The sequence below is a fragment of the Trinickia sp. genome (genome assembly GCF_051961175.1).
Classification (GTDB): Bacteria; Pseudomonadota; Gammaproteobacteria; order Burkholderiales; family Burkholderiaceae; genus Trinickia.
In genome coordinates this window covers 44329-63107 of record NZ_JBQCDN010000045.1, presented here as the reverse complement: position 1 = coordinate 63107, position 18779 = coordinate 44329, and the positions used below count along the sequence as shown (strand labels likewise).

Below are 18779 nucleotides of genomic sequence, written 5' to 3'. Positions count from 1 at the left end.
GCCTGAATGACCGAACATATGCGCTTACCCGAGATGCCGGAAGCCGCGGAGCCGACGTCGCATGCGGCACGCGGGGGCTGCCCATTCGGACACGGCGGCGAATCGGCACCGAGCGACGGGGCAGTCAAGGGGGCACCGCACGTTCCCCCGGGAGACGCGGGCTGGCATGACGCGCAACTCGATTTTTCACAATCGATGAGCTATGGCGACTACCTCTCGCTCGATTCAATCCTGCATGCGCAACATGCGCGCTCGCCCGATCACAACGAGATGCTGTTCATCATTCAGCATCAGACGAGCGAGCTCTGGATGAAGCTGGCGCTGTACGAGCTGCGCGCGGCGCTCGGCAGCGTGCAACGCGACGAGTTGCCGCCCGCCTTCAAAATGCTGGCGCGCGTGTCGCGAATCATGGAACAGCTCGTCCAAGCGTGGAACGTACTGGCGACGCTGACGCCGTCCGAATATACGGCCATGCGTCCGTACCTGGGTTCGTCGTCGGGCTTTCAGTCGTATCAGTATCGGCAGATCGAATTCGTGCTGGGCAACAAGAATGCGCAGATGCTGAAGCCGCACGCGCACCATCCGGAGGTTCACGCGCAGGTGAAGGCCGCCCTGGAAGCACCGTCGTTCTATGACGAAGTGGTCCGGCTACTCGCGCGCCGAGGCTTTTCGATCGCCCCGGATCGGTTGGAACGCGATTGGACCCAGCCGACCACCTATGACGCGTCCGTCGAAGCGGCATGGCTGGAGGTCTATCGCAATCCATCCGAACACTGGGAGCTCTACGAGATGGCCGAAGAACTCGTCGATCTCGAGGACGCGTTCCGTCAATGGCGCTTCCGCCATGTCACGACCGTGGAGCGCATCATCGGCTACAAGCAAGGCACGGGTGGCACGAGCGGCGCGCCGTATCTGCGAAAGATGCTCGATGTCGTCTTGTTTCCCGAGCTGTGGCACGTGCGCACTGTGCTTTAGGGCCTGTTCACGCGAATTCCAGGCTTGCGCCAGCCCCAAAAAGGATTGTTTCAATCAGGGAAACGTGCCTCGCTGACGAACGAGCGAGGCACGGCCCGGCCAGGTCACATCGCCAGGCTGCCCGCTTCCGGGCAGACCCACGAGGCCCGCAAGCGCTCGCGAATCTCGGCGAGCGTCGTCGTCACGAGCAATTCGCCGTCGCGGAAGACCGGCTTGAGCTCGCCCGCGTCGAATTGTTCCAGCGTCTGTTGCTCGTGGAGCACGTAGCCGTCGCCTTCCTTTTCGACGCGCAACAGGCCGCGTGCCGACTTCTTCGTGCCGTCGTCGGTGGCCGGATCCTTGTAGATGTCCACTTGCTCTTCACCGACTTCGGCATAGATCGCCTTCATCGCCCACCCGAAGGTATCGCGCGACAGCATGTTGTACGTGTACGAGCCGATCCCGAAGACGACATTGCTCGACGCGAAGCCTTTCGCGGCCAGCCGGCGCATGATCTCGAAGGCGCGCGGCAACGAGACCGAATCGCCGTAGATCAGGCCGACCTTGTCGTTGAGCATCTTGTAGCCCTTCTCGGTCATCGTGCCGCCGTAGATGTCCCACAAGCATTGCACGGAGCCTTTGTACTCGGCCTCGGTGATCGCTACATCGGTGGCCGCCACCACGTACTTGCCGTCTTGCATGCGCAGCGTGCCGTCGGCATTGCGCGCGAGTTCGCTCTGTTCGTAGCCAGCCAGGATCCGGACCGGATCGCCCGAGTCGGGACGGAACACCACGCGGCTTTGTCCGAGTGCGTTCGGCTTGCGAGCCAGAATGTCTTCCTTGAGCTCCTTCGCGATGACGGTGATCACGTTCCAGTAATCGAACGAATCGGAGACCAGCGATACCATTCCGGCCGGATAATCTTGCGTGACGAACTCGCGAATCACTTCGCGCTCCGCCAGCCGCCGCAGCCCTTTCTCTTCGTAGCCCGTCGAAGCGACTTCCTTGGTCAGCCGTTCGATCTGAGCCGCGGCTTCCTGCTGCGACAACGCCTTCAACGCGGCGGCGGTCAACACGGCGTCGCCCTTGCCCGTCGCCAGGCGCTTCAGCGTGAACAAAATACGCAACGTCATCACGCTGTGCTCGGATGCGGGAATCGAGCCGCCCACCAACGCCTTGTCCGCATCGGCGCCGTAGTAATCCTCGGCGTAGTCGATGGCCGGAATCGTGTCCGTGCCCGTGAACGAGAGCAAGTGCCCCGTACCGCAGCGCATCGCGTCGTGCACGCCGCTCATGCCGCGCATCGAGAAGTCATGACCTTGCCAGTCGACGAAGGCTTCCGGTGCGCCCGTGAGCCTTGCGAAGTAAGTCAGGAGCTTGCGGAATTCGAAGGCGATCGTCGCTACTGTCGACGGCTTCCACAGTTCCGTGCTGAAGAGCGTTTCGAAATAGGTGGAGACCCACGGAAAATCGGCGTGCGTATTGATGAACACAACCGGCGGCACCTTGATGTTCACGCGTGCGCCTTCCGGCAGGGCGCGCAATTCGAGCGGAAGGTAGCCGAGATCGTGCAGCGCCGCGAGTCGATCCATGGGCACGGCATCCGGCCCCAACGCGGTATCCATGCGGCGCTTGTACTTACGCAATGCCTCGGCCTTCGGCGCTTGAAAGAACTCACGTTGAAACACGCCGAGGAAAAACTCCTTGATAAACCCTTGGAGCCCGAACCAGACGATCTTGTCGTCGAAGAACTGCGGCAGCACCGGCGCGTATTTCGCCGAGCGCGGCGTGAAGTTCGCCACGAGCTTCGTGGTTTCTCCCGGGTACATCGACGGGTGGCCGGTCTTGTAGAAATCCGCGAGATTGAAGGGGATCAGTCCGTTCATGCTCTTGCTCCTCGGTGCGTTGTATTGATGTGTTGCTGGTTGGTTGTTGTCTTGTCAAACCCGGATGGCGCGCGTGTCGCTCGTCCAGTTGTTGCGCGTAAAAACGCCGGCATAGCTTTCGAGCAGCCCATCGAGCCCCTTGCTGAAAATGCCGTGCGTAACGTACAGGAACAATGGGTGGCGCGCCATGCTGCCGCCACGTTTTTGGCGGACGGCTTGGGCGAGCTCGGTGAAGGTGCGGCCGCCGTCGCAGATGTCGTCGACGACGAGCAGCGCGCCATCGGGCAATTCGCCTTGGATTTCGGTGCCCGTAATGGCCCCGGTGCGGGTATCGCGCACTTTGTCGGCGAACACGACGGGGAGCGCGAGTTGCGCGGCCAGTTTGAGGACCCGCTTGCGTGCACCGGCATCGGGCGCGACCAACGCCACGTTCGCGCATTCCGTGCGAATCCGGTCGAGCACGCGACGCAAGGCGGGCAGCGGATCGTCGATGACCACGCGATCGAGCAGGGCCGGCGTGACGTCGCTATGCGGATCCTGAACCACGACCCGGCGGTAGTGCTGTGCATTGATGAGCTCGCAAAACACCTTCGCGCTCAGCGATTCACCCGGGTTCGCGACGCGATCCTGGCGCGCGTACGGAACGTAGGGCAGGTGCAGATCGATCGCCGTGCCCGGATACGCGCGACGCAGTGCGTCGGTGGTCATCAGCAACGTCATTGCCGCATCGGCGTTGGGAACGTGCGCGTTCAACTCCAATGCGTCCGCTGCGGCGCCCGTTTGAACCGCGACGTGCAATTCGCCACCCGGAAACTTCAATACCTTCAGTTCGACTGGACTGCGTGCGGCCTCGGACACATCCGGGGAGCCTTTCGTTTCGACCACTGCCGTGATGCCAATCATCGCCCTCTCTCCACATAGTTGTAAAGTTCAACTAACATGAAGCGAAGTATAGATCGACATAGTCGATATCTGCAACTATCTTTGTTAAAATATTTTCCTGTTTCAGGCAAGGGAGGACGGCGGCGATGACCAAGACATACGGAAAGCCGGACGTGAGCGTCGATGTGGTGCTGCTGACGCTGGCGGAGCAAGGCTTGATGGTCGCGCTGCACCGGCGCCCAGGTGAGCCGTACCGCGGCGCGCTGGCGCTGCCGGGCGGGTACATCCATACCGATCGGGATACGTCGCTGGAGGATGCCGCACGCCGTACGCTGCTGGATAAGACAGGGCTCGCGCCGCGCTACCTCGAGCAGGTACAGACATTCGCGGGCCCCCTGCGCGACCCGCGCGGGTGGTCGGTCGCGATCAGCTATGTTGCGCTCGTGCCGTTGGACGAGTTGGCGGCGGCATCGTCCGACGTCTTCGAATTCTATTCGGTGGACGGCCTCCCCGAGTTGGCGTTCGATCATACCGGGCAGGTGCGCGCCGCCGTGGAGCGCGTCAGAAACAAATCGAGCTATTCGACCTTGCCGTGCTGGCTGCTGCCGGAGAAATTCACGTTGACGCAGTTGCAGCACACGTACGAAGCCGTGTTCGGCGAAACCGTCACGCGGGCCACGTTCCGCTCGAGACTGGGTATCAAGGTGGGCGACGTGCAGGCGGGAGAGGCCGTGGACGAAGCGGGTGTCCTGATCGCGACCGACGACTATCAAGGGGGCAACCAACGGCCCGCACGGCTCTTCCGCGCCGACCGCCTCGGCTTGTTCAAGCGGGCGAGCTGGTGACCCGCTTCGCTGACGCGTCCCCCTGCGCGAGCAGCCAGTCGCGAAACGCCGCCACGTCGGCGCGCTCGACTTTTACACGCGGGCAGACGAACCCATAGCTGTAATCGTTCGGGACGGCGAGGTCAATCACGCGCGCGGCTGCCTGCTTCCGCGCAGCGCCTGACCGCCGCGCGATGACCTCGCCCCCGGTCCCCCACCTTATCGTTCCATACGCGATGCGGTGATATGTTATATCATCGCAGCCACGAATTACTTCGGAACGAAGCCATGTCAGCCGCCTCCTTGACCGATCGCCTCGCACGCGCCGATGCGTACGCGGCCGAACACGGCCTGGCGCTTACCCAGCTGCGCCGGCAGGTCTATGCGCTCGTCGCCGCGGCGGGCAAACCGATCGGCGCCTACGATTTGCTCGCCGCCCTCGAGCCCGAGCGCGGCCGCGTGCCGCCGACTACCGTCTACCGCGCCCTCGAATTCCTCGTCGAGCACGGATTTGTTCACCGCATCGAATCGCGCAACGCGTTCGTCGCGTGCTGCGAAATCGGCAAACCGCACCAAAGCCAGTTCCTCATCTGCGAACGCTGCGGCGATACGCTCGAAATCCCCGGCGAAGAACTCGCCGAACGGCTTTCGTCCACGCCCCCCGCGCACGGCTTCGAGGTTCACAAACAAGTCGTCGAGCTTAGCGGGCTGTGCGGCCACTGCCGGCACAAGCGCGGCGAACACACGCATCGGCATTGACGCCTTTCGTGTTGTCGCTGGTTTTCGATCATTAGGAGAACGGATGAAATCGATCGGCCTCACGGGTCGCATGGCAGCGTCTGTGCGCCATGTGGCGAAGCACATCGCGTTGGGCATGGCCGCGCTCATCTTCAGCGGGGCCGCGTTGGCGCAGAGCGCCCCGATCCCCGTGGTCGCCGCCGAAAATTTCTACGGCGACGTTATCCAGCAATTAGGCGGCGCCCACGTGAGCGTGACGAGCATCCTCAGCAACCCCGATCAAGACCCGCATCTGTTCGAAGCGAGCCCGAAAACCGCGCGCGACCTGCATCGGGCGGCGCTCGTCGTCTATAACGGCGCCGATTACGATCCGTGGATGGAAAAGCTGCTCGCCGCGTCGAAAAACGATCGGCGCGTGGCGATCGTGGCCGCCGATGTCATGGGCAAAAAAGCCGGCGATAACCCGCACCTCTGGTACGACCCGCAAACGATGCCCGCCGTCGCCAGGAAGATCGCCGATGCACTCGCCCGCCTGGACAGCGCGCATAAGACCGATTACGACGCGAATCTCGCGCGCTTCCTTGCGTCGCTTGCGCCGATCGACAACAAAATCAATGACCTGAAGGCCAAGTATCAAGGCGTTGCCGTGACTGCCACGGAACCCGTCGCCGGCTATCTGTGCGACGCCGCCGGCCTCGCGATGCGCAATGCGCGCTTTCAACTGGCGGTCATGAACGACACCGAACCGGCCGCCTCCGACATCGCCGCATTCGAGCAGGACTTGCGCGGCAAGCGCGTGCGCGTACTGATCTACAACGCGCAAGCCGTCACCAAACTGACCGAGCGCATGCTGGGCCTCGCCAGGCAATCGAACATACCGAGCGTCAGCTTCACCGAAACGCAGCCCGCCGGTAAAACGTATCAACAGTGGATGAGTGCGCAGGTCGACGCGCTCGCACAGGCGCTCGGAGGACATTGAGCATGAACGAGGACAGTGAACGCGGTGAAGCGCCGGCGGCGGCCTCCGCCAGCCGTGACCACTCACAGGGTCCCGCGCTCGAATTCGATCACGTATCGCTCGAGCTGGCCGGACGTGCGATCCTCAACGATGTGAGCCTTGCGATCGGCGCAGGGGAATTCGTTGGCGTGCTCGGGCCAAATGGCGCCGGCAAGACGACACTGATGCGCGCCGTACTCGGTCTCGTGCCGGTGGCGAGCGGGGCGATTCGTGTCAAAGGCGCCAGTGTCGCGCGCGGCAATCCCTCGATCGGCTATATGCCGCAGACGCGCAGCGCGCTCGCGAGCCGCCGTGTGCTCGGGCGCGATTTCGTCGCCATGGCCGCCGACGGCCACCGGTGGGGCTTGCCGATCGCCGACGCCGCCACGCGGGATGACGTCGAACGCGTGCTCGAGCTCGTCGGCGCGGGCAAGCTCGCCGCACGGCCGCTCTCCGAGCTTTCCGGCGGGGAGCGCCAACGCCTGCTGCTCGCGCAATGCCTGCTCGGCAAACCGCAGTTGCTGTTGCTCGACGAGCCGCTGATCAGTCTCGATCCGCACCATCAGCGCAGCGTCGTCGAACTCGTCCGACGCGTGCAACGCGAGCTCGGTATCACCGTGCTGTTTTCCGCGCACGAGTTGAACCCGCTGCTCAATGCGATCGACCGCGTGCTTTATCTCGGCAGCGGTAGCGCCGCACTGGGGACAGTCGACGAAGTCATTACGCGCCCCGTGCTGTCGCGGCTGTACGGCTCTCCCATCGACGTGATGCGTGTGAACGGGCGCATTTTCGTCATGTCCGGCGACGTCGAAGTCGAAAAGCACGATCACGAACACGAGAACGACGGCGACGGCGCGGCGCATCACGGCCATGCGCATGCACACGGGCACGAGCACGGCCAGCGCCCGGGGGGGCATGGCCACGACCATTCACACGGACACACGCACGATGTTTGAATACGACTTCATGGTGAATGCGTTCGCGGCGTCGGGGATCGTCGCCGTGCTCGCAGGCGTCGTCGGTTACTTTCTCGTGATGCGCGGGCAAACGTTCGCCGGTCACGCGCTGTCGCACGTCGGATTCACCGGTGCCACCGGCGCCGTGCTCATCGGCATCTCGCCGCTGTGGGGCATGATCGGCTTCACGCTCGCGGCCGGGGTGTCGATGGGGGCGCTCGGGGAGCGATTGGCGGGCCGCGATGTCGCGATCGGTGTTGTCCTCTCGCTCGCGCTCGGCTGCGGATTGCTTTTCCTGCACTTTTTCACCGCATACGCGACGCAGGTCACGGCGCTGCTGTTCGGCAACGTACTGGGCGTCACGCATTCGACGCTCGTTGTGCTAGCTGGCATTGGCGCCGCGAGCCTGATCGCCCTGGGGGCGATCATGCGCCCGCTGTTGTTCGCGACGCTGCAGCCCGAGCTGGCGGAAGCGAAAGGCGTGTCGTTGCGGCTCGTCTCCGTGCTCTTTCTGGCGATCGCCGCGCTGGCCGTCGCCGCTTGCACGCAGATCGTCGGGGTGCTGCTCGTCTTTACGCTGATGGTGGGGCCGGCCGCCGCCGCGCAAAATCTGTCGACGCGCCTCGCCACCGGCGTCGGTCTGGCAGCCTTATTTGCGCTCGCTCAAGCGTGGCTTGGTGTGACGCTCGCGTTCTATACCGATTGGCCGACGAGCTTCTGGATCACCGCGCTTTCGGCGCTTGTGTACTGCGCGAGTTTGTTGCGCCGGCGCTAACATCGCTTAGCCGCCGCCAAGTAGACAGCGTCGCGTTCGCGTTTGCCCACCGCGACCACAATGACTGTGACCTGCTTATCCCGCACTTCATAGACGAGGCGGTAGCCGGCGCTTTTCAGTTTGATCTTGTACCGGTCACCGGTCTCAAATGCCCTCCCTCGTCCCGCTCTCGCTGCAACGCGTCTTGACTTTCGCGCGCCACAAACCGATCATTCGCTCAGTCAACGAACAAAAGATCCATTTGGATCCGACGGCGCATCGGTCGCCGCACTCAACATCGCTGGGCGGAATCGGCGTTCGGGGCCGAAGCCCCGGCCCGCAAAGGAGACAAAACGATGGTCAATGCGCGCAGCACCGGCTCGAATGTGATCTTGCACTTGGGCGTCGGCTCGTTTCATCGAGCGCACCAGGCGTGGTACCTCCATCGCCTGCGTGCCGCGGCGGGCTCGGGCGATCCTCATTGGTCACTGACCGTCGGCAATATCCGTAGTGATATGAACGCCACGCTCGAAGCGCTGGCGAGGCAGCAAGGCGTCTATACGCTCGAGACCGTCACGCCCCAAGGCGAGCGCGCCTACGAAACGATTCGTTCGATCGAGCGCGTGCTGGCCTGGTCGCCGACGCTCGCGTCGATCGTGGAAGCGGGCTCCGACCCTGCCTGCAAAATCATTTCGTTCACCGTCACCGAAGGCGGCTATTACCTAGACGAGGACGACCGCCTCGATACGGCGAATCCCGATCTCGCCGCGGACCTGGCCGGTGCGCGCACGACGATCTACGGCGCCCTCGCCGCGATTCTCGATGCGCGCCGCGCAAGCGGCGCCGGCCCGGTCACGCTGCAAAGCTGCGACAACCTGCGCAGCAACGGCGAGCGCTTCGAAGCGGGCATGCGCGCATTCCTGGCCGCACGCGGCGAGACGGAACTCGAAGCCTGGTTCGAGGCGAACACGAGCTGCCCCAATTCGATGGTCGACCGCATCACGCCGCGTCCGACCGACGACGTCCGTGCGCGCGTACTCGAAGCGACGGGCATCCCCGACGCCTGCCCAGTCATGGGCGAAGCGTTCATTCAATGGGTCATCGAAGACCGCTTCAAGGCAGGACGGCCGGCGTGGGAGAAGGCCGGCGCAGAACTCGTGGAATCGGTCATGCCATACGAAGAAGCGAAGATCCGCATCCTGAACGCGAGCCATAGCTGCATTGCCTGGGCGGGTTCGCTCGTCGGCCATACCTACATCCATGAAGGCACGCTCGATGCCGATGTGCGCCGGTTCGCGCATGAGTACGTCACGCAAGACGTGATCCCCTGCCTGACGCCGAGCCCGCTCGATCTGGCGCACTATCGCGACGTCGTCCTCGATCGTTTCAGCAATCCCTACATCCAGGACACGAATCAACGTGTCGCGGCCGACGGTTTCTCGAAGATCCCGGGCTTCATCGCCCCGACGCTGATCGAAAGCTTTTCGCGCAACGCGCAGCCGAACGCCACCGCGATGCTGCCGGCGCTCTTCTTCCGCTTTCTCGATCGATGGCACCAGGGCCGGTTGCCCTACGCGTATCAGGATGGCCTGCTCGATGAAGCCGCGGTGCACGCGTGGTTCGATGCGCCCGATCCGCTCGCCCCGTTCTGCGCGTCGCGCGCCCTTTGGGGCAGCCTCGCCGGCGAGGTGCGGCTCCGACGCGTGATCGAGGCGGCGCTCGAACGCGTCGATGTCTGGCTGGCCTTACGCGAGCAGCCATCGCGCTGACCGACATTGGCGCCAGCGCGTCGCGCGGCTAAAGTAGCGCATCCGCGGCGCGCACGTTGCGCGCCGGCGTTTTTCGATCTCATTACGGATCGCATCGACCAAGGGGCCGTCCGCCATGTACCTCGGCATCGACCTAGGCACGTCCGAAGTCAAAGTTTTGCTGCTCTCGGCCGACGCGCGCGTGCTCGCCACCGCGGGTTCGCCATTCCATGTATCGCGGCCGCATCCCCGTTGGGCCGAACAGGATCCGGCCGATTGGTGGCGCGGCACCTGCGAGGCCATCGCGAAACTACGCGCCGTTTGCCCTGACGCATTCGCCCAAGTGCGCGGCATCGGCTTGTCCGGGCAGATGCACGGCGCGGTACTGCTCGACGCCGCCGATCGCGTCCTGCGCCCGGCCATCCTCTGGAACGACATGCGCAGCGTGGAAGAATGCGCCGAGCTCACGCAGCGCGCGCCCGAACTGCACGCGGTGGCAGGCAACCTCGCAATGCCGGGCTTCACCGCGCCCAAGCTGCTGTGGGTCGCGCGGCACGAGCCCGAGGTCTTTCAGCGCACGGCCTGTGTGCTGTTGCCGAAGGATTATCTGCGGCTGCGGATGACAGGCGAGCGGGTCTCCGATCCCTCCGACGCCGCGGGCACGCTCTGGCTCGATGTGGCACGGCGCGATTGGTCCGACGCGCTGCTCGCTGCCTGCGATATGCGCCGCGCGCAAATGCCGCGTCTGGCCGAAGGCAGCGCGCCGTCGGGCGTCCTGCGCGCCGACATCGCACGCGAGTGGGGCTTGAGCGGTGAAGTGATCGTTGCCGCCGGCGGCGGCGACAACGCGACGAGCGCGATCGGTATCGGCGCGACAGAGCCGGGCGACGGCTTCGTCTCGCTCGGCACATCCGGCGTGCTCTGTGTCGTGGGCGATCGTTTTTCGCCGAATCCGGCATCGGCCGTGCACGCGTTCTGCCATGCGATCCCCGATCGCTGGCATCAGATGAGCGTCGTGCTATCCGCCGCGAGTTGCCTGCGGTGGGTGTGCAAACTGACCGGCACCGACGAGCCGACGCTCGTCGGCGAGGCCGCCGCGCTGCCGCCCGATACGCTCGAATCGGCGCCGATCTTTCTGCCGTACCTATCGGGCGAGCGTACCCCGCACAACGATCCTTACGCACAGGGGGTGTTCTTCGGCATGACGCACGCGACCGACCGCGCGCTGCTCGGCTATGCGGTACTCGAAGGCGTGACCCTGGCGCTGACGGACGGCCTCGATGCGCTGGCCGCCGCCGGTACGGCGCCGAACGCGCTCTCCCTGCTCGGCGGCGGCGCACGCAGCACGTTCTGGGCGCAGTTGCTGGCCGACGCATTGTCGACCACGACGCGCCAGCACGGCGGGGGCGAAACGGGCGCGGCGCTCGGCGCGGCGAGGCTCGGCTGGCTCGCAACCGGCGGCGATCCCCGCGAAGTGCTGGCCAAGCCGCCCGTCGTCGCGCAATTCACGCCGGACGCGCAGCGTCATGCACAGTTGCGCGCGCGCCTGGACGCTTACCGGTCGCTTTATCGGCACGTGCGCCCGTTGTTCGACCCCTCGCGCGAGCGGCTGGCCTGATATCCTCTCTCGCAGCTTCATCCGTACCGGGTCCATCACTGTGTCAAAACTCAACGAAAAGCTCGACCTGGCCACCCGCGCCGCCTGGCTCTACTACGTGGCGGGGAACACGCAGAACGAAATCGCCGAAAAGCTGCAGGTATCGCGGCCCGTCGCGCAGCGTCTTGTGGCATTCGCCGTCGAAAAGAATCTCGTGCGCGTGCGCATCGAACACCGGTTGGCCGATTGCCTGACGCTGGCCGAGCAATTGAAGGCCCGTTTCGGACTATCGATGTGCGAAGTCGTGCCCGTCGACGACGATGCGCCCGAAGCCATCGATCGCAAGCTCGCCGTGGCCGGCGCGCAAGTGATGGAGCGCTATCTGAGCGAAGAAAAGCCGATGATCATCTCAGTGAGCAGCGGCCGCACGCTGAAGGCGGCCGCCGATCAACTGGGGCAAATCGACCGGCCGCAGCACCGGCTCGTGTCGATGGTCGGGGCGATCGCGCAGGACGGCTCGTCGAACCGCTACGATGTCGCATTGCACATCTCTGAAAAAACCGGCGGCAAGCACTTCCTGCTGCCGGCGCCGCTCATCGCCGACAGCGAAACCGAACGTGCGCAGTGGGTCAATCACCGTTTGTATCGCATTGTCGAATCGTTGACGGCGCAAGCGGACGTCTCTTTGGTCGGCATCGGCGACATCGGGCCGAAGTGCCCGCTGCACGTTGACGGCTTCATTACCGCCGGCGAAGTGGGCGAACTGACGAAACGCGGGGCCGTGGCTGAAATGTTGGGGCTGCCCATCGACGCCGCCGGCCAGCGCGTCGAATCGCCGACGGGCCGGCGCGTGACGAGTGTCCCGCTCGATTCGCCGCCCAAGCGGCCGACGATCGGCTTCGCCGGAGGCGAGCGCAAACACGGCGCCGTCCAGGCGGTACTGAAGGGCGGCTGGCTATCGGGGCTCGTGACGGATGAAGCGTGTGCGCGGGCGGCGTTGGGGGAAACGGGAACGCGGGGAGAGAAGCGATGAGCCGAGCCTTACTGCCGGATCTCGGCCTCGACCAGCATCTTCAACAACGCCAGCGATTCCTGCCAGCCCAGGTAGCACGCCTGCACCGGGATGACTTCCGGTATGCCTTCCTGCACAACGTTCAGTTCGGTGCCGAAAGGCGTCTGCGTCAGTGAGACCGTTGTCTGCATGACACCCGGCAAGTTCGGATCGTCGAACTTGCCGGAATAACGGATGCGCTCATGCGGCACCAACTCGAGATAATCTCCGCCGAACGAATGTCCGTCACCTGTCGTGAAGTTCGTGAACGACATGCTGTAACTGCCACCCACCTCGGCCTGCAGGTGGTGAACAGTACCGGTAAAGCCGTTCGGCGGTAGCCACTTCGCAAGCGCGGCGGCGTCAAGGAACGCGCGATAGACACGCTCCGGGGTGGAACGCAGAACACGGTGCAGACGGACGGTATTCGTGGGCATGATGAGCTCCGTAGAACGAAGGGACGGCCCCTTCCATCCTACTCGACGAACGAGATGCCCCGAAATCGACCGTGGCGCGCCCATTTCGTCGCGCGCATCCAACACATTGCACGGTGGGGCGAATACGACCAGCCTGAGCCGTCTACCCGTTTGACGGATACGAATCAAACAGTTGTCAAACAACGAAAAGGTTTAAAACAACATTTCTCCCGCCACCTCCTCCTATTAATGTTCTCGCGCAAACGTTTGCCGTTGGCAAACGTTTCGATGGTCGCCCAGCGCCCATGCCCATCAAGGCTTGATGCTTTTCATCACGTCTTGATGGAATAAGAATTTTTGACCCCTCCAAAAATATTATTTAAGAATCGTTCTCCGCTATCTCGGATAAATTTCGCTCGGTATGGAAACGCCTGCATCTCGCGTTTCAAATTTTGAGACAAAACAACCGAGAATCCCCCTATGCGGCATGACATTCGCTTTCAATCGGCGCCGGGCCGTCGCCCCGCCGTGGACTCCACCCCGCACCAGCTAGTCCGTACGGCATCGAGCTTCCGTCCGAAGACGACGACGCTCGCGGTGCTCGGCTACATCGCACTGGTCCCGGCCCTCGCCCAGGCAAACTGCAGCACCGTCGGTACGGCCACCACTTGCGACAGCACCGCGCCGTCCCCATGGACCACGATGATCGGCACGGGGTCGACGACCGCGTCGGGATCAACGGTAACAGTTGGTCCCAATGCACAGATCAGCCTCGGCGACAGCAGCGCGATCGCGTTGTCGGATAACGCAACCGTCACCGTGCAAGCCGGCGCGGTCGTAAAGAACGCAGCGGTCAACACCGGCGGCACGTACGGCACGGGCGGCAACACGATCGACTTCCGCAACAACAGCACGCTGACCGTCGAACAAGGTGGCACCGTGTTGTCGGGGGGTACCCAGGGCTCTGCCGAAGCAGTCAACCCGGAAGGCACCGGCAACACGATCATCAACAACGGCACGATCCGCGGCATCAACTCGGCCGCGATCTGGTTTCAAAACACGTCGGGCTCGAACACCGTCATCAACAGCGCCACCGGCGTCATCCAAGCGCCGGGTAACGTGATGGGCGCATCGGGCAACGGCGCCGTCGTGTTCACGAACTCCGGCCAGGTTATCGGCAATCTGGTGTTTGCTGGCGGCAACGACACGCTGAACCTGGAAACCGGGTCGACTGTGAGCGGCTCGATCGACGGCGGCGGGGGCAACAATCTGCTGACGCTGGGCGGCACGGGCACCGACACGCTGCCGACCCGGATCACGCGCTTCCAAACGCTCCAGAAACAAGACAGCGGCACCTGGACGATCACCAATTCAATCGCCGGCATGGGGTTGACGTCGGCTGAAGTCCAGCAAGGCACGCTCGTGCTGACCGGCAACAATTCGACGTATACCGGCACGATGCTCGTTGATCAGGCCGGCACGCTGCAGGCCAGCGCCCAAAGCCTGACCAATGCTGTAACGGACAACGGCCTCGTGCGATTCCAGCAAGACACGGCCGGGACCTACGCGGGCCTCATCAGCGGAACGGGCGCCGTCGAGAAGGATGGTGCGGGTACGCTCACGCTCGCCCCGTCGGCTCCCGGCGGCAATGCGTACACGGGCGGGACGATCCTGCATCAAGGCGTGCTGTCCGTTGCAGCGGACAATGCGCTGGGCGGTACGGCGGGCGGTGTCACGTTCGATGGCGGCACGCTACAGCTCGGCAGCGCATTCAATCTGGCCAACTCCCGGGCGATCTCGATCACGTCCAATGGCGGCACGATTGATACGCAAGGTTTTCAATCGACGATCAGCCAGCGGATCACCGGCTCCGGCGCGCTCGCCAAGACCGGCTCGGGCACACTGGTGCTCAACGGCGCAAACACCTATTCAGGCATGACATCGGTCGCAGCGGGCACGCTCGTCGTCGGCGACGCGTCGAATACGGGCGCCTCCATCGCGGGCCCGGCGACGGTCGGCACGGGTACGACGCTCGGCGGTTACGGCACCGTGGGCGGCGACGTCACGAACAACGGCACGATCGCAGTGGCGAATGCGTTGTCGTCCGCGTCGGTGTCCGCAAACGCGCCGGGCAGCTTCACGATCCACGGTCAGTTGACGAATGCCGGCCTCGTGCAAGTGGGCGGCAACGGGCAACCTGGCAATACGTTGAACGTGGGCAGCTATGTCGGCAATAACGGAACGATCGCGCTGAACACCACGCTCGGCGCCGACAACTCGGCGTCGGACAAGGTTGTCGTCAACGGCGGCACGGCAACGGGTTCGACCACGCTCAAGGTGACGAACGTCGGCGGCAAGGGCGCACCCACCACGTCCAGCGGTATCGAAGTGGTGCAGGCAACGGGCGGGGCAACCTCCAGCGCGAGCGCATTCACCTTGGCTGGCGGGACGATCAAAGCTGGCGCGTACGCGTACTACCTGGCGAAAGGCGGCGTCACCCCTGGCACATCGGAGGACTGGTATCTGCGCAATACGGTGCCCGCCACGTCCAGCGGGATCGCCGCGGCCACAGGCGCGGCTGCGGGCAGCCCGGCGCTGCCGGCCGCCAGCGCCACACCGATCACGCTGTATCGCCCGGAGGTGGCGCTTTACTCGCAGATCCCGCCCGTGATGCGCGAACTCGACACGATGCAACTCGATGAGTTTCACCTGCGGCAGGGCGATCAAATGCTGCTGAACGAGCAGGGCCGCCTGCCCGCGGGATGGGGCCGAGTGTGGGGCGCGCATAGCGTCCTGTCGGAAGGCGGCGATGTCAACCCGCAGTTCGACGGCACGATGGGCGGCGCGCAAGTGGGTCATGATATCTACGCGGACGGCGTTCAAGGCGGCCACCGCAACCACTATGGCTTTTATGTCGGCATGGGCCGGGCAACGGGCGACGTCAACGGCTCGGCAATCGGTCTCGTCGGCGTAAACGTGGGACACCTTTCGGTCAACGAATACAGCCTTGCCGGCTACTGGACGCATATCGGTCCGACCGGCTGGTACACGGATACGGTTGTGCAGGGCAGCGCGCTCAACGCGGATTCGACATCGAGCGACAACGTCCACGCAAGCACGCACGGCACCGCCATCTCGGCCTCGGTCGAAGCCGGCATGCCGCTCGCGATCGGCCACGGCATCACGATGGAGCCGGAAGCCCAGGTGATCTACCAGCATCTGTCGATCAAGGACTTGAACGACGGCGTCTCGCAGGTGAGCTTCGGCAGCGGCAACTCCGTGCTCGCCCGCTTCGGCGTGCGCTTCGCCGGCAACTGGGACGCGCTCGGCGTCGCATGGCAGCCGTACATGTCCTTCAACGTGCTGCATGCGTTCGCCAACGGCGACCATCAAACCTACGATGGCGCAACCTCGATCGCGACGTCCGTCAATCAAACCACGGGACGCATCGACGCCGGGCTGGTGACGAAGTTCTCCAAGCACGGCAGTGCGTTCGCTACCGTGAGCTGGGGCACGAATCTCGATGGCGAGCATGTGCGCTCGATCGGCGGCGACGCCGGAGTACGGTGGTCGTGGTAAGGCGCGGGGCCCCTCGCGCGTGACATGAGGGGGCGCCCGCCCCCTCATGCTGCAAACCGGCCCGTTTGCGATTCAACCCTTCCCCCGCGTCGTAATCTGCACGAAGTCGACGGCAATACGCGCCGCGCCATATTGCGCGGCGACTTGCTTCAATCGCTCCTCCATCGCCTTCAGATACTCGGCGTGCGACTCGCTCTCCGGGCGCAACGTACGGAACAGCGGCGCCGGCGTAATCACGAGCGTCACGATCTCCGTCCCGAACGGCTTGCCGATCACCCATTCGCCCATGCTCCCGATCGTCGCCGCGTAATTGGGCGGTGCCTGATTGTCCGGCTCCCGGCGGCTTGGTACGAGATGCACGACGCTGCCGTCGAGCACGTAGTAATCGACGTTGACGTAGGCGTCGTAGTCCGGCGTCTTCACGTCGAGCACGAGGGGGCTCCCTTCCGTCAACCATGCGTTCGGCGCTTTTGTCGCGATCGACGTCCCGGCCGCAGGGCTCCCCGCTTCATGCGTCGATACCCAGTAGGGCGCCAACGCTGTGACCATGTCGCAATAACGATCGTCGAACTGCGTGATATCGAGGCTCAGCGACTTCACGCCGGGCACACCGCTCAATGCATCGCGCAGGCGCGCGAGACCCACCCAGCGCCCCAGATAGCCGCTCACCCGCAAGGCGTCGCCTTGCACCACCGCTCGCAATGCCGAGCAGGGCAATGCGCCGAGCACCGGCTTAACTGCGGCGAGGGAGAGCGCCGGGGGCGGCGCCGCTTCACTTGAAACCACCGATGGTTGAGGCACCGCCGTCGCGACGGTCGCAACGGGCGCCTGTGCAGCACGTGAATGCGCTCCCAACCACGCGTGCACGCCATAGAAGAGGGCCGCAATTACCGCGACTGCACCGCCCGTCCAAGCAGCCGCAACGATCGGCCCATTGCGATCAAAACGCCTCTCAGGCTTATCGGTCCCATCAAGCCTCTTCGTCCGCGCAGGCGGCGGCGTAGCACTCGCTTTTCGAAGGGCATGGGCACCCATGCCGTCGAGAAACGCCTCGACGCTCGGCGTACGCGTCGCCCGCTCGAATGATAACGACGCGCGCAGTGTCTGCCATTGCCGCCGCGTCAGGCCCGCCACGCGCTCGGGCTCCCGATGCTCGCCGCGCGCCTGCGTGGCCGACGCTCGGTTGAACGGATGCCGCCCCGTCAGCAGTTCATAGGTCACGCACCCTAGCGCATAGATATCGTCTCGCGGATCGGGCTCGCGATGCTCGAACATCTCCGGACTCGCGTAGGCCGGCGTAATGCCGCCGAGCATGGCCGGATCGAAAACGGTCACATCGCCGTCTTCGTCCGGACGTCTGAGCACGCGCGCGATGCCGAAGTCGATGACCTTCACCTCGCCGCCGTCGGTCAGGAACACGTTCGCGGGCTTGAAATCACAGTGGACAAAGCCTCGCTCGTGCGCATAGGCAAGCGCATGCCCCATGCCGGCGATGATCGGCAATGCCTTGTCCTGCGTAAGCCCGGTGAAGCCCGGCGCACGCAGCATCTTGCTCAAGGGGCTGCCCTGCAGATACTCCATCGTGAGGTAGACGAGCGGCCCATCGCGATCGAAATCGTAGACGGTGACGATATTGCGATGCGCGAGCGTCTGCGCTTTGCGCGCCTCGCGCTGCAGCGCGATCAGCGAGTTCGGCTGGCCGCGAAACTGCACGTTCAGCACTTTGATCGCGATATAGGGCTTGCGGTCGGAGGCCTCGAGCTTGCGCAAATCGAGCGCTTTGTAGACCGTGCCCATGCCGCCAATCCCGAGACACGCTTCGAGCACGAAGCGTCCATTGAGCGTGTCGCCGATGCCCTTCGTCCGCTCCGCCCCGGCTTCGAGAGGATCGCCGGATGTATCGGACGACGGTGCATGAGGCGCGCCCAGTGCCACCGGCGCAGTCTGCGCCCGGGTTTCGTCGCCGAGCACGGCTTGAGCCGATGTGCCCGAGAATCGCTCGATGCGGCGGATCGCTTCGCTGTAGATCTCGTCGGGCAGCGGATCTTTTGTCTGGGTTTGGTCCAGCACCTCGCGCAGCCGCGAGCAGTCCGTCTGACCGGTAGCAAGCGCGAGCTCGATCTGCGCAAAAAACGCATCGCGCGAAACCGCCCCCTTCCGGAACGTCTCGATCAGCTCCGCCAGGCTCGTCATGGCCATGTCCCACGAGGCGAAGATGGAGCCTCGCCGATCGATACTAGTTCGCGCCGCCCCCTTGCGCAATCGGTGTCCCAACACACTTCATGCGAAATATCGACGCTGTCGTGATTCATCCAACACGGCACCGGCCAAGTGTTGGATGGCGTACGACAACTGACGGCCTCGATCGCGCGAGACCGCTTCGACGACCGCTCATGA

General features: G+C 64.2%; 14 protein-coding genes and 1 pseudogene. 10 read left to right on the top strand and 5 right to left on the bottom strand.

The features are described from left to right. Positions 1-6 precede the first annotated feature (6 nt). Positions 7-975: a tryptophan 2,3-dioxygenase gene (gene kynA / locus ACTHL0_RS02870; RefSeq protein ID WP_440565073.1), complete on the top strand. Its 969-nt coding sequence runs from the start codon at positions 7-9 to the stop codon at positions 973-975. A 104-nt stretch (positions 976-1079) separates the two neighbouring features. Here kynA and ACTHL0_RS02865 read toward each other — a convergent pair whose 3' ends face one another. Continuing rightward, entirely contained in the window at positions 1080-2840 is a 1761-nt protein-coding gene (locus ACTHL0_RS02865; RefSeq protein ID WP_440565072.1) for a nicotinate phosphoribosyltransferase, read from the bottom strand. Between the two features lie 54 nt (positions 2841-2894). Further along, positions 2895-3743: a ribose-phosphate diphosphokinase gene (gene prs / locus ACTHL0_RS02860; protein ID WP_440565071.1), complete on the bottom strand. Its 849-nt coding sequence runs from the start codon at positions 3741-3743 to the stop codon at positions 2895-2897. A 125-nt stretch (positions 3744-3868) separates the two neighbouring features. Here prs and ACTHL0_RS02855 point away from each other — a divergent pair, with 125 nt between their 5' ends. The 5 genes from ACTHL0_RS02855 (at position 3869) to ACTHL0_RS02835 (ending at position 8012) form a co-directional block, all read left to right on the top strand. Continuing rightward, positions 3869-4567, top strand: coding sequence for an NUDIX hydrolase (locus ACTHL0_RS02855; protein WP_440565070.1), 699 nt, complete (start codon positions 3869-3871; stop codon positions 4565-4567). Between the two features lie 267 nt (positions 4568-4834). Further along, positions 4835-5305 (top strand): Fur family transcriptional regulator, encoded by a 471-nt coding sequence (locus ACTHL0_RS02850; RefSeq protein WP_440565069.1) that lies wholly within the window; start codon positions 4835-4837, stop codon positions 5303-5305. 70 nt (positions 5306-5375) lie between these two features. Beyond that, complete coding sequence (locus ACTHL0_RS02845; protein WP_440565105.1) at positions 5376-6263, top strand: metal ABC transporter solute-binding protein; 888 nt, start codon at positions 5376-5378, stop codon at positions 6261-6263. 2 nt (positions 6264-6265) lie between these two features. After that, positions 6266-7237: an ABC transporter ATP-binding protein gene (locus tag ACTHL0_RS02840; protein ID WP_440565068.1), complete on the top strand. Its 972-nt coding sequence runs from the start codon at positions 6266-6268 to the stop codon at positions 7235-7237. Then, on the top strand, positions 7230-8012 hold the full coding sequence (locus tag ACTHL0_RS02835) for a metal ABC transporter permease (protein ID WP_440565067.1): 783 nt from the start codon (positions 7230-7232) through the stop codon (positions 8010-8012). The genes ACTHL0_RS02840 and ACTHL0_RS02835 overlap by 8 nt, the downstream gene beginning before the upstream one ends. Here ACTHL0_RS02835 and ACTHL0_RS02830 read toward each other — a convergent pair. Continuing rightward, a pseudogene (locus ACTHL0_RS02830) lies at positions 8009-8164 on the bottom strand (type II toxin-antitoxin system RelE family toxin); the annotation flags it as partial. The gene ACTHL0_RS02835 and the pseudogene ACTHL0_RS02830 overlap by 4 nt on opposite strands. 183 nt (positions 8165-8347) lie before the next feature. On the opposite strand from ACTHL0_RS02830, the gene dalD reads away from it, so the two are divergent. The 3 genes from dalD to ACTHL0_RS02815 all read left to right on the top strand — a co-directional run bounded on the left by dalD (position 8348) and on the right by ACTHL0_RS02815 (position 12369). Further along, positions 8348-9760 carry a D-arabinitol 4-dehydrogenase gene (dalD, locus tag ACTHL0_RS02825; RefSeq protein ID WP_440565066.1) on the top strand — a complete coding sequence of 471 codons (1413 nt, stop codon included), beginning with the start codon at positions 8348-8350 and terminating at the stop codon, positions 9758-9760. Positions 9761-9875: 115 nt separating this feature from the next. Further along, on the top strand, positions 9876-11357 hold the full coding sequence (xylB, locus tag ACTHL0_RS02820) for a xylulokinase (protein WP_440565064.1): 1482 nt from the start codon (positions 9876-9878) through the stop codon (positions 11355-11357). A 40-nt stretch (positions 11358-11397) separates the two neighbouring features. Beyond that, positions 11398-12369, top strand: a complete 972-nt coding sequence (locus tag ACTHL0_RS02815; protein ID WP_440565063.1) for a sugar-binding transcriptional regulator — start codon at positions 11398-11400, stop codon at positions 12367-12369. A gap of 8 nt (positions 12370-12377) precedes the next feature. Here the strand turns inward: ACTHL0_RS02815 and ACTHL0_RS02810 are convergent, their stop codons facing one another. Further along, entirely contained in the window at positions 12378-12824 is a 447-nt protein-coding gene (locus ACTHL0_RS02810) for an SRPBCC family protein (protein WP_440565062.1), read from the bottom strand. A gap of 459 nt (positions 12825-13283) precedes the next feature. Between ACTHL0_RS02810 and ACTHL0_RS02805 the strand changes: the two genes are divergently transcribed. After that, complete coding sequence (locus tag ACTHL0_RS02805) at positions 13284-16382, top strand: autotransporter family protein (RefSeq protein ID WP_440565061.1); 3099 nt, start codon at positions 13284-13286, stop codon at positions 16380-16382. Between the two features lie 72 nt (positions 16383-16454). Here ACTHL0_RS02805 and ACTHL0_RS02800 read toward each other — a convergent pair whose 3' ends face one another. Further along, positions 16455-18575, bottom strand: a complete 2121-nt coding sequence (locus ACTHL0_RS02800) for a protein kinase domain-containing protein (RefSeq protein ID WP_440565060.1) — start codon at positions 18573-18575, stop codon at positions 16455-16457. Positions 18576-18779: the final 204 nt, after the last annotated feature.

Coding starts and splice junctions, on each gene's coding strand:
- ACTHL0_RS02800 (WP_440565060.1), bottom strand. CDS start 18,575: ATGACGAGCCTGGCGGAGCTGATCGAGACGTTCCGGAAGGGGGCGGTT.
- ACTHL0_RS02835 (WP_440565067.1), top strand. CDS start 7,230: ATGTTTGAATACGACTTCATGGTGAATGCGTTCGCGGCGTCGGGGATC.
- dalD (WP_440565066.1), top strand. CDS start 8,348: ATGGTCAATGCGCGCAGCACCGGCTCGAATGTGATCTTGCACTTGGGC.
- ACTHL0_RS02805 (WP_440565061.1), top strand. CDS start 13,284: ATGCGGCATGACATTCGCTTTCAATCGGCGCCGGGCCGTCGCCCCGCC.
- ACTHL0_RS02865 (WP_440565072.1), bottom strand. CDS start 2,840: ATGAACGGACTGATCCCCTTCAATCTCGCGGATTTCTACAAGACCGGC.
- ACTHL0_RS02845 (WP_440565105.1), top strand. CDS start 5,376: ATGGCAGCGTCTGTGCGCCATGTGGCGAAGCACATCGCGTTGGGCATG.
- ACTHL0_RS02850 (WP_440565069.1), top strand. CDS start 4,835: ATGTCAGCCGCCTCCTTGACCGATCGCCTCGCACGCGCCGATGCGTAC.
- ACTHL0_RS02855 (WP_440565070.1), top strand. CDS start 3,869: ATGACCAAGACATACGGAAAGCCGGACGTGAGCGTCGATGTGGTGCTG.
- xylB (WP_440565064.1), top strand. CDS start 9,876: ATGTACCTCGGCATCGACCTAGGCACGTCCGAAGTCAAAGTTTTGCTG.
- ACTHL0_RS02810 (WP_440565062.1), bottom strand. CDS start 12,824: ATGCCCACGAATACCGTCCGTCTGCACCGTGTTCTGCGTTCCACCCCG.
- kynA (WP_440565073.1), top strand. CDS start 7: ATGACCGAACATATGCGCTTACCCGAGATGCCGGAAGCCGCGGAGCCG.
- ACTHL0_RS02840 (WP_440565068.1), top strand. CDS start 6,266: ATGAACGAGGACAGTGAACGCGGTGAAGCGCCGGCGGCGGCCTCCGCC.
- prs (WP_440565071.1), bottom strand. CDS start 3,743: ATGATTGGCATCACGGCAGTGGTCGAAACGAAAGGCTCCCCGGATGTG.